At 71.7% G+C, this 9,884-nt stretch carries 8 protein-coding genes; 5 read left to right on the top strand and 3 right to left on the bottom strand.

Annotated elements, in window-relative coordinates; translation table 11 throughout:
• Positions 1-63: 63 nt before the first annotated feature.
• Complete coding sequence (locus AOK08_RS36305) at positions 64-1,272, top strand: CaiB/BaiF CoA transferase family protein (RefSeq protein ID WP_241827241.1); 1,209 nt, start codon at positions 64-66, stop codon at positions 1,270-1,272.
• A 144-nt stretch (positions 1,273-1,416) separates the two neighbouring features.
• Here the strand turns inward: AOK08_RS36305 and AOK08_RS36300 are convergent, their stop codons facing one another.
• The 3 genes from AOK08_RS36300 to AOK08_RS36290 all read right to left on the bottom strand — a co-directional run bounded on the left by AOK08_RS36300 (position 1,417) and on the right by AOK08_RS36290 (position 3,192).
• Positions 1,417-1,686, bottom strand: a complete 270-nt coding sequence (locus AOK08_RS36300) for a hypothetical protein (protein ID WP_055533981.1) — start codon at positions 1,684-1,686, stop codon at positions 1,417-1,419.
• Between the two features lie 115 nt (positions 1,687-1,801).
• Positions 1,802-2,653 (bottom strand): anti-sigma factor, encoded by an 852-nt coding sequence (locus AOK08_RS36295; protein ID WP_055533979.1) that lies wholly within the window; start codon positions 2,651-2,653, stop codon positions 1,802-1,804.
• Positions 2,650-3,192 carry a sigma-70 family RNA polymerase sigma factor gene (locus tag AOK08_RS36290; protein ID WP_055533977.1) on the bottom strand — a complete coding sequence of 181 codons (543 nt, stop codon included), beginning with the start codon at positions 3,190-3,192 and terminating at the stop codon, positions 2,650-2,652. Before AOK08_RS36290 ends, AOK08_RS36295 begins: the two co-directional genes overlap by 4 nt.
• 237 nt (positions 3,193-3,429) lie before the next feature.
• On the opposite strand from AOK08_RS36290, the gene AOK08_RS36285 reads away from it, so the two are divergent.
• The 4 genes from AOK08_RS36285 to AOK08_RS36270 form a co-directional block, all read left to right on the top strand.
• The gene (locus AOK08_RS36285; RefSeq protein ID WP_079054475.1) at positions 3,430-4,971 is read left to right on the top strand and encodes a DUF4331 domain-containing protein; all 1,542 of its coding nucleotides are present in this window, start codon (positions 3,430-3,432) and stop codon (positions 4,969-4,971) included.
• 157 nt (positions 4,972-5,128) lie between these two features.
• Complete coding sequence (locus tag AOK08_RS36280) at positions 5,129-7,045, top strand: tetratricopeptide repeat protein (RefSeq protein WP_055533973.1); 1,917 nt, start codon at positions 5,129-5,131, stop codon at positions 7,043-7,045.
• Positions 7,042-8,847: an urease accessory protein UreH domain-containing protein gene (locus AOK08_RS36275; protein ID WP_055533971.1), complete on the top strand. Its 1,806-nt coding sequence runs from the start codon at positions 7,042-7,044 to the stop codon at positions 8,845-8,847. The genes AOK08_RS36280 and AOK08_RS36275 overlap by 4 nt, the downstream gene beginning before the upstream one ends.
• A 92-nt stretch (positions 8,848-8,939) precedes the next feature.
• On the top strand, positions 8,940-9,884 hold a 945-nt coding region (locus AOK08_RS36270), incomplete at its 3' end, for a serine/threonine-protein kinase (protein ID WP_157876945.1).

Raw genomic sequence — 9,884 nt, 5'->3', positions numbered from 1 at the left:
CTGGGGGCGCAGCCCCCAGGACTGGACGGGAACGGGTAGGGGCGGCTGGGGCGAGGATCCGACATGATCGGCCCCATGGACCCCCTCCCCTTCCCCCTCACCGGCCTCACCGTCATCGCCCTCGAACAAGCCGTCGCCGCCCCCTTCGCCACCCGCCAACTGGCGGACCTCGGCGCCCGGGTCATCAAGGTCGAGCGGGTCGACGGCGGCGACTTCGCGCGGGCGTACGACACCGCCGCCAACGGCCTCGCCTCGCACTTCGTGTGGTGCAACCGGGGAAAGGAGTCCCTCGCCGTCGACGTCAAGGACCCCCGGGGACTGGGCATCGTCCGGCGACTGATCGCCGACGCCGACGTGTTCGTGCAGAACCTCGCCCAGGGCTCCGCCGCCCGCCTCGGCCTCGACGCGGCCACCCTCTGCGCCGCGCACCCCCGGCTGATCGCCGTGGACATCTCGGGCTACGGGCCGTCGGGCCCGTACGCCGACAAGCGGGCCTACGACATGCTCGTGCAGTGCGAGGCCGGCCTGGTGTCGGTGACCGGGACGCCCGAGCTGCCGGTGAAGGCGGGGGTTCCGGCTGCGGACATCGCCGCCGCCATGTACGCGTTCTCCGGGGTGCTGGCGGCGCTCGTACGGCGGGGCGTGACCGGGCGCGGCGGGCCGGTGGAGGTGTCGATGCTGGACGCGCTGGCCGAGTGGATGGGCCACCCCCTCCACCACGCGATGCACGACGGCACTCCCCCGGCGCGCACCGGCCTCGCGCACGCCGTCATCGTCCCGTACGACGCCTACGCGACGGCGGACGGCGGGAGGGTGCTGGTGTCGGTGCAGAACGACCGGGAGTGGCGGCGGCTGGCCGAGCAGGTGCTGGGGCGCCCCGAGCTGGGCTCCGATCCGGCGTACGCGACGAACGCGGCGCGGGTCGGGAACCGGGAGCGGACCGACGCCCTCGTGAGCCAGGCCCTCGGCGCGCTGGGCGTCGACGAGGCCCTGGCGCGGCTGGAGGGGGCGGGGATCGCGTGCGCTCGCCTCAGGGACGTACGGGAGGTGGCGGAGCATCCGCAGTTCGCGGCCCGGGACCGGTGGCGGGAGGTGGGTTCACCGGTGGGGCCGCTCCGCGCGCTGCTGCCCCCGATCACCCTGCCGGGCGGGGGCGAGGCGCGGATGGGCGCCGTGCCCGCGCTGGGGGAGCACACCGAGGCGCTGCTGAGTGCCGTGGGGATGACGGGCGAGGAGATCGCGGCACTGCGCCGGGACGGTGTGATCGCCTGAGCACGGGGGGAGCGACTGGGCGAACAACCGGACTACGGGCGAAGAACGGAAGGACGGTTGACCGAGGACGGTGGGCGGAGTCGGAAACCGTGGGCCGTGGAACCGTGGACCGTGAACGGCGTGGGGGCGCCGGACACGGTCCGCTCAGCGTCCGCCGAACAGGGTGCGGCTCAGGCGGCGCAGCGGGGCGAAGAGCGAGAGCCTGCTGACACGGGTGCCGAGGTCACTGCGCTGCTTCACGGTGTCCCGTGAGGTGAGTTCACGCATCAGCGAGGTCGCCTCCAACGTCTCGCGCTGCGGGACGGCGGGTCCCGACAGCACCGAGAGATGACGGTCGAGGCGCGCCTTGGTGGCACTGCTCCCGCACGTGATCGCAGGGACACGCGCCCTGCTGTGCATCGTTATCTGTTCCATGTCACTCCCCACCCGTACGAGTCCACCCAGCCCGGGCAGGTTAACCCTATAGCCCCCTTCGGGCACACGGGTATCTCGGTCACAGGATTCACCTTCCCCGCACGGGTGTTGACGATTACTCTCCGAATCCAACCGATTCCAGGGCGAGTTGGACAACTGGCGCGCTGGTGGGCTGTTCTGAGCCCCCATCCGGCTCGACGGTGACAGCGAGTGATGTGGACGACTTGTCGAGACCGGTCACGACCAAGGGCGTGTCGCCCTTGAAGAGTCCCAGGGAGCGCGGTTGCACATCAGGGCGCATGAGCCACAGTTGGTGCACGCGGTCGCTCGGCAACTGCCCGTACCCACTGAGGGTCACCACCGCGCGCCCCTCGGACGCGGAGGCGATCGCGGTGATTCCCTGGCCCCGCGCGTCCCGGTCGGCGGTCGCCCGCGCGTCGGGAGCCGACAGGACGTCGGCAATCTCACGTGCCTCGGCCTGCGCGGTGTCCAGCTTGTCCTGGGTCTGGGTGTACTGCACACCGAACAGCGCGGCGACGACGAGGGCGGCTGCCGCCGTGAGTGTGGCGAGCGGGGCAAATATGGGGCGCATGCGGGGCGCACGGCGAGTGCGCGGCGGCGGTTCGGTGCCCCACACGTGCGCGGGCAACTGATGGCTCTTGCGGCGGGGCGCCTCGGCGGCGCGTCCGGGGGCGTACGCCGGGGAGTTGCCCGGTGACTCCTGCGGGGTCGCGCGTACGGCGGACATGACCCGGTCGCGCATGGCGAACGGGGGCGGCGCGGCCGTGGACCAGGCCAGCCTGACGGCGTCCTCGGACAGCAGGCGCACCTCGGCGGTGCAGGCGTCGCAGCCGGACAGGTGCTTCTCGAAGCGGCGCCGCTCGTCGGGGTCGAGGGCGTCGAGGGCGTAGGGGGCGGCGAGGGAGTGGAGATCCTCGCGGCGGAACAGTCTGCCGAGCACGCTCATGCGACACCTCCCAGGCATTCGCGCAGCCGGGTCAGTCCGTCGCGCATCCGTGTCTTCACCGTGCCCAGCGGGAGCGAGAGCCGCTCCGCCACCTCACGGTACGTATAGCCGTCGTAGTAGGCCAGGGTGACCGACTGGCGTTGCAGGTTGGTCAGCCGGTCCAGGCAGCGGCGCACCCATTCGCGTTCCATCCCGGCCTCCACCTCCTCGGCGACATGGTCGAAGGCGGGACGGTGGGAGCGCTGGGCCTCGCGCTGCTCGCGCTCACCGGCCGCACGGGCGCTGCGCACCCGGTCGACGGCCCGGCGGTGCGCGAGCGTGAGTATCCAGGAAAGGGCGCTGCCCTTCCCGGGGTCGAACCGGGCCGCGGAGCGCCAGAGTTCGAGCAGGACCTCCTGGGACACCTCCTCCGACTGTGCCGGGTCCCGCACCACGCGCCGCACCAAACCGAACACCGGCCCGGACACGATCCCGTACAGCTCTTCGAAGGCTTTCTGGTCTCCGCCGGCCACGAGAACCAGAAGCTCGTCCGCTCCCACCCGCGTCCCCTCTCTATGGCCGCACACGGCCCCACCCCGCTCCATCACACTTGTCACCGTCACCTTAGGCATTCGAAGCGAACGCGCCTGCGGATGGGTACGGATCAACTGCCCTCGGAACGCGGGTCGGCGGCCTCCCAAACTTCTTCGAGAAAGTTTTCAGATTCGACCAATCCGCCTCCGGGAGGGCTCCGAATCACCGTCGTCAGGCAAGTTGACACGGTGAGGACGGACGGCATGACGACAACCAACTCCAAGGGCGCGGCACGGCGCAGGAGCATCGCGACCCTCATTACCGGTGCGATGGCCGCCGGGGGGCTCGCTGCCGCCGGCGTCACCGCGCTCGCGCCCGGTGCGGCCTTCGCCTCCAGCCACCGCGAGGCACCGCTCATCTCGGGCACCCCCCAGTACGACAACACGGACGTCTACGCGTTCGTGAGCCCGGACAAGAAGGACACGACGACGATCGTCGCGAACTGGATCCCGTTCGAGGACCCGGCCGGCGGCCCGAACTTCTTCCAGTTCGCCGAGGACGCCCAGTACGACCTGCACATCGACAACAACGGTGACGCGCAGGACGACATGGTCTTCCGCTACACCTTCAAGACGCATGTGAAGAACAAGAAGACGTTCCTGTACAACACGGGTGCGGTCGACAGCCTGTACGACCCGGACCTCAACGTCACGCAGTCGTACGACATCGAGCTGATCAAGTACAAGTACAAGCGCGAGGTCTCGCGGACGAAGATCGCCGACGACGTTCCGGTCGCTCCGTCGAACGTCGGCAAGGCGTCGATGCCGAACTACAAGAAGCTGCGCGACCAGGCCATCCACAAGCTGACGAACGGTTCGTCCACGTTCGCCGGCCAGGCCGACGACCCGTTCTTCCTCGACCTGCGCGTCTTCGACCTGCTGTACGGCGGGAACCTCTCCGAGGTCGGCAACGACACGCTCAAGGGCTACAACGTCAACACGATCGCGCTCCAGGTGCCGACGCACATGATCACGGAGTCGTCGAAGCAGCCGATCGTCGGCATCTGGTCGACGACGCAGCGCCGCAACGCCAACGGCTACTACTCGCAGGTCTCGCGCCTGGGCATGCCGCTGGTCAACGAGGTCGTCAACCCCATCAAGGACAAGGACAAGTTCAACGCGTCCCAGCCCTCGGGTGACGCCCAGTTCCTGAAGAACGTGACCAACCCCGAGCTGCCGAAGCTCATCGAGGCGATCTACAAGATCCCGGCGCCCAAGGAGCCGCGCAACGACCTCGTCGACGTCTTCCTCAAGGGCGTCAAGGGTCTCAACCAGCCGCCGTACGTGACTCCCTCCGAGGAACTGCGTCTCAACACCTCGATCGCCCCGGCCATGCACCCCAAGCGTCTCGGTGTGCTCGACGGTGACACCGCCGGCTTCCCGAACGGCCGCCGTCTGACGGACGATGTGATCGACGCCTCGCTCCAGGTCGTCGAGGGTGAACTGCTCGGTGCGAAGAACGACCTGGGCGACGCGGTCGACAAGAACGACAAGAACTTCGAGAAGTACTTCCCGTACGTGGCTCTGCCGACCGAGGGTTCGCGCGGCCCGCTCGCCAAGGGCACCAGCGGCACCAACGACGTCCGCAGCCAGCTCGGCGACGCCCTTCAGCCCGCCGGCACCTCCGGTGGCGGCACCGACACCATGCTGATCGCCGGTTCGGCGGCGGCCGGTGCGGCCGGCTTCCTGCTCATCACCGCCGGTGTGGTGTGGTGGCGCCGGAACATGGGGAACCGCGCCTACTGAGCCGCGTTCGCCCCGACCCACTGATCGACGCGGCCCGTTCACTTCCGTCCCCCACGGCACGGGCCGCGTCCCACCCGGTCAACCCCCGGCCCCAACCGGGTGGTTGACCACCGCTCCACCCCGCAGCAGACCCGCCCAGGAACCTTGAGGAGAGGGCATGCCCCCGCGTACGAACGACAACGCGCCGGACCGCGAGCAGGCGCCGCAGCCATCGCTCCCGCGACCGGACCGTGAGCTCGGCGACCGGCCGACCGACACGGCGGGGACGCCCGGGATCCTCGGCACGGAGGACGCCGGGGCCACGGCCCTGCCCTCCGGGGCGGGCGCTGCGGGGCCGGAGGCCGACCGCGCGCACGCGCCGCGTGACGCGGCGGCCTCCGAGGTCTCCAATCCCTCCGAAGTCCCCGAAGTCCCCGAAGTCTCCGAAGTCTCCGAAGGGAACAAAGTCGAGCAGGGCGCCCCAGCCCTCGCCCCGGCCGGCGCCAGCCGGGAGACCTCTGCGGCCGAGACCGCTCCGGAAACCCCCGAGGTGCCGGAGACCGGCCTCGCGTCCAGCACCGGCAAGGCAGCCGCGGCCACCGACCTCGACAGCGAAGCCGACACCGACGCCTCTTCCGGGGGCGTGGCGGCCGGGAGCGCACCCCATGGCGCTCCCGGCCAGCCGTCCCCCGGCACCGTCTCCCCGGCCCCCGGCGATGAGCGGGTCGCCGCCGTCCGGCGGCTCGGGGAGTCTTCGCGGCGGTGGCGGGCGGTGCAACTCGGCGCCTGCGCTGCCGCGTTGGCGGTGGCGTTCACCGCCGGGGCCGTGGTGCTCGGGGCCATCAGGGACGGGAACGGGACCGCCACCGTCGCGTCCGCGCCCGCCGCGATGTCTCCCGCGCTGCTCGCGAGCGGCGACATCGGCGCGAGCATCGCCTCGCTCCAGGCCCATCTCCGGGCACAGCCCAAGGACTACGGCAGTTGGGCGACTCTCGGGCTCGCCTATGTCGAGCAGGCCCGCACCAAGGGCGACCCCTCCCGGTATCCGCAGGCCCAGCAGGCCCTCGACCGGTCCCTGGAGCTGGAGCCCGACAACGATCCCGCTCTCGCCGGGCGCGCCGCCCTCGCCGCCGCCCGCCATGACTTCCCCGGCGCCCTCAAGTTTTCGGACAAGGCCCTCGCGCGGAACCCCTACAGCGAGCGCGCCCTGTCCACCCGTATCGACGCCCTGGTCGAACTCGGGCGCTACGACGAGGCGTTGAAGGCGACGAACGTGGCCGACGCCAAGCGGCCCGGGGTGCCTGTCTTCACCCGGTTCGCGTACGTGCGTGAGCTGCGCGGCGACGTCGGCACCGCCCGGCGTGTGCTGGAGCAGGCGCTGCGCGCCTCCACCTCCCGGGGTGACATCGCGTACGTGGCCAGCGCGCTCGGGCAACTCGCCTGGAACCAGGGCCAGTACAAGTCCGCCCTGGAGTACTACGCCCGCGCCCTGGCCGCCGACGAGGCCTACCTGCCGGCGCTGGAGGGCCGTTCCCGCGCCCAGTTCGCCGACGGCGACCGGGCCGGCGCGATCAAGGGCATGGAGGACGTCGTCTCCCGCTTCCCGCTGCCCGGTCCGCTCGTCGAACTCGGTGAGCTGTACGAAATCCGGGGCGGCGACGGTGACTTGGCGAAGGCACGGGCCCAGTACGCGCTCGTCAACGCCTGGACGGCGATCGCCCGCGCCAACGGTGTCAACGCCGACCTGGACACCGCGCTCGCCGCCGCCGACCACGGCGACAGGAAGTCGGCGCTGCGCGCGGCCCGTGCCGAGTGGGACCGCCGCGAGACCGTGCACACGGCCGACGCCCTCGCGTGGGCACTGCACGTCAACGGCCACGACGAGGAAGCGCTGCCGTACGCCCGCCGCGCCACCGCGACCGGCTACCACAACGCCTCCTTCCTCTACCACCGCGGCGTGATCGAGCAGGCCACGGGCCACCCGAAGGAAGCCCGCGCCTCGCTCTCCGCCGCCCTCGAACTCAACCCCGGTTTCTCCCCGTTGGGCGCCCGCAAGGCCCGTACGGCACTCAAGTCCCTGGAGGCGGCCAAGTGAAGCTCCGTCGTTCGGCCGCCGCCGGTGCCGCCGTGTTCACGGCCGCCTGCACGCTCGTACTCGTGCCCGCCACGGCCGCCAGCGCCCACCCGCTCGGAAACTTCACCGTCAACCGCTACGACGGTCTCGTCGTCGCCCCCGGGCACCTGCGGGTCGCCCATGTCGAGGACCTCGCCGAGATCCCGGCGACCCAGGCCAAGCCCGACATCGAGAGGCTGGGCCTGACCGACTGGGCCGCGCAGCGGTGCGCGACCGCCGCGAAGGGCAGCAAGGTCACCGTCTCGGGGCACGCGGTTCCGCTCTCCGTGGGCAGCGCCAAGGCGCGCACGCGGCCCGGCCAGGCCGGGCTGAACACCCTGCGCGTGGAGTGCGAGCTCAAGGCCGCCCTCCCCGAGGTCGCCGAAGGGGACACCATCGCCGTCGGCTTCCACAGCGCGGGCACCGAGTCGGGTCCTGGCTGGCGGGAGATCACCGCGCGCGGCGACCGGATGACGCTCGCCGGGTCCGACGTACCGAAGAAGTCGTCCTCCGGTGAACTGACCAGCTACCCCAAGGAGTTGCTCTCCTCGCCGGCCGACACCGCGACGGCCGCGCTGAAGGTGCGGCCGGGCGGCCCGGCCCTCGCGGAGGGCGACGAGAAGGCGGCACCGGCGTCCTCCGTGCTGCCCCGTGGCGCCGACCGGTGGACGCGCGCGCTGGACTCCCTGGTGGCCCGGCACGACCTCACGGTCGGCTTCGCCGCGCTGGCCCTGGTCATCGCGATCTTCCTCGGCGCGATGCACGCGCTCGCCCCGGGCCACGGCAAGACCCTGATGGCGGCCACGGCCGCCGCCCGGGGCGGCAAGGCCCGGCTGCGCGACGTCATGCCGCTGGCCGCCTCGGTGACCGTCACCCACACGCTGGGCGTGGTCGCCCTCGGCCTGCTCGTGACGGCCGGTTCCGCCGCGGCGCCCTCGGTCATCGCCTGGCTGGGCGTGGCGAGCGGCGTCCTGGTGACAGGCGCGGGCCTGACGCTCCTGCGCCGGGTTTGGCGCCAGCGCGCCCACGAGCGCGAGCACGCCGCCGCCCACACACACCCTCACCCGCACGACCACAGTCACGACGACGGCCACGGTCACGACCATGACCACGACCACGGTCACTCCCACCACGAGCACGACCACGAGCACCCCCACAGCCACACCCACGCCGCCGACAAGGCACCGGAACGCCAACTGGTCCTCGCCCACGCATCGCACGCCCCCACGGCCACCGCGCTCGCACCCGCGCCCACCGCGGCTCCCGCACACGTGCACGGTCATGACCACGATCACGACCACAAGCACGATCACGATCACGGCCACACCCACGAGCACCACGACCACGATCACGACCACGACCGCAAACACACCCACAAGCACAACCGCACCACCCTCGAACACACCCACGGCGGCTTCACCCACACGCACGACATCGCGCCCACCGTGCGCGGCACGATCCTGCTCGGGTTCGCCGGTGGGCTGGTGCCCAGTCCGTCTGCCGTGGTCGTGCTGGTCGGGGCCGCCGCACTCGGGAAGGCCTGGTTCGGGTTCCTGCTCGTACTGGCGTACGGGATCGGGCTCGCGCTCACCCTCACCGGGGCCGGATTCCTGGTCGTGAGACTGGGCAGCGGGGCGAACCGCCTGCTGGACCGGCGTCCGGGGCTGGCCGGCGGACCGCTGCTCGCGTTCGTCCGGCGGACCGCGCCGCTGGCGTCCGCGCTCCTCGTTGTCGCGCTGGGCGCCGGATTGGTGCTCAAGGGCGCCGTAGCCGCATTCAGCTGAGCTACTTTTGGGAAGAGATCAGGCGAAGCGCGGAAAATCGGCGCGCGATGAGATCCGATCCGTGAAGTCGCGGCTGCGACGGAGGGACGCTCATGAGCGGGGAACCGGGCAGTGAACGTGTGATCGCGGGACGTTACCGGCTGCTCTCGCCGCTCGGCGAGGGCGGTATGGGCACGGTGTGGCTGGCCCGCGACGAGGTGCTGTACCGCGAGGTCGCCGTCAAGGAGGTGCGGGCGCCCTCCGGCCTGGCCACCTCCGAGATCGAACGCATGTACGCCAGACTGGAGCGCGAGGCCTGGGCCGCGGCCCGCGTCTCCAACCGGAACGTCGTGACGGTGTACGACGTGGCGACCGACGGGGGCCGGCCCTGGATCGTCATGGAGGTGGTCCGCGGGCTCTCGCTCGCCGATCAACTGGACGCCGAGGGGCCGCTGTCCCCGCAGCGGGCCGCGCACATCGGCGCCGAGGTGCTCTCCGCGCTGCGGGCCGCGCACGAGGCCGGGGTGCTCCACCGGGACGTGAAGCCGGCCAACGTACTGCTGTCCAACGACGGCCGGGTGGTGCTCACCGACTTCGGGATCGCGACGGTCGAGGGCAGTTCGGCCCTCACCATGACCGGCGAGCTGATCGGCTCCCCCGAATTCCTGGCTCCGGAACGGGCGTTGGGGCGCACCCCCGGCCCCGAGTCCGACCTGTGGTCGCTGGGCGTGATGCTGTACGCGGCGGTCGAGGGCAATTCGCCCTTCCGGCAGAACACCCCGCTGAGCACCCTGCGCGCCATCGTGGACGAGGAGTTGCCGCCGCCGCGCCGGGCGGGACCGCTGACCCCCGTCATCGAGGGGCTGCTGCGCAAGGATCCGGCCGAACGTCTCTCCGCCGAGCAGGCCGAGCACGATCTGCGGATCATCGGCGCGGGAGGCACCCTGAGCGCGGAGACCCTACAGGCGGGCCCGTACCCGCCGACGATCGCGGCGCCCTTCCCGCAGTACCCGCCGACGCCCGCCCCCACGGCGGCGACCCGGCCCGTGCCGCCGCCC

The organism is Streptomyces graminilatus (assembly GCF_001418565.1).
In the GTDB taxonomy this organism is placed as follows: Bacteria; Actinomycetota; Actinomycetes; order Streptomycetales; family Streptomycetaceae; genus Streptomyces; species Streptomyces graminilatus.
Note: the sequence above shows the minus strand (reverse complement) of the source record. Positions and strands in the feature narration are given on the sequence as shown.

Bases quoted from the DNA above. Each gene is read 5' to 3' on its own strand.
- AOK08_RS36305 (WP_241827241.1), top strand. From the start codon at position 64: ATGATCGGCCCCATGGACCCCCTCCCCTTCCCCCTCACCGGCCTCACC.
- AOK08_RS36300 (WP_055533981.1), bottom strand. From the start codon at position 1,686: ATGGAACAGATAACGATGCACAGCAGGGCGCGTGTCCCTGCGATCACG.
- AOK08_RS36295 (WP_055533979.1), bottom strand. From the start codon at position 2,653: ATGAGCGTGCTCGGCAGACTGTTCCGCCGCGAGGATCTCCACTCCCTC.
- AOK08_RS36285 (WP_079054475.1), top strand. From the start codon at position 3,430: ATGACGACAACCAACTCCAAGGGCGCGGCACGGCGCAGGAGCATCGCG.
- AOK08_RS36280 (WP_055533973.1), top strand. From the start codon at position 5,129: ATGCCCCCGCGTACGAACGACAACGCGCCGGACCGCGAGCAGGCGCCG.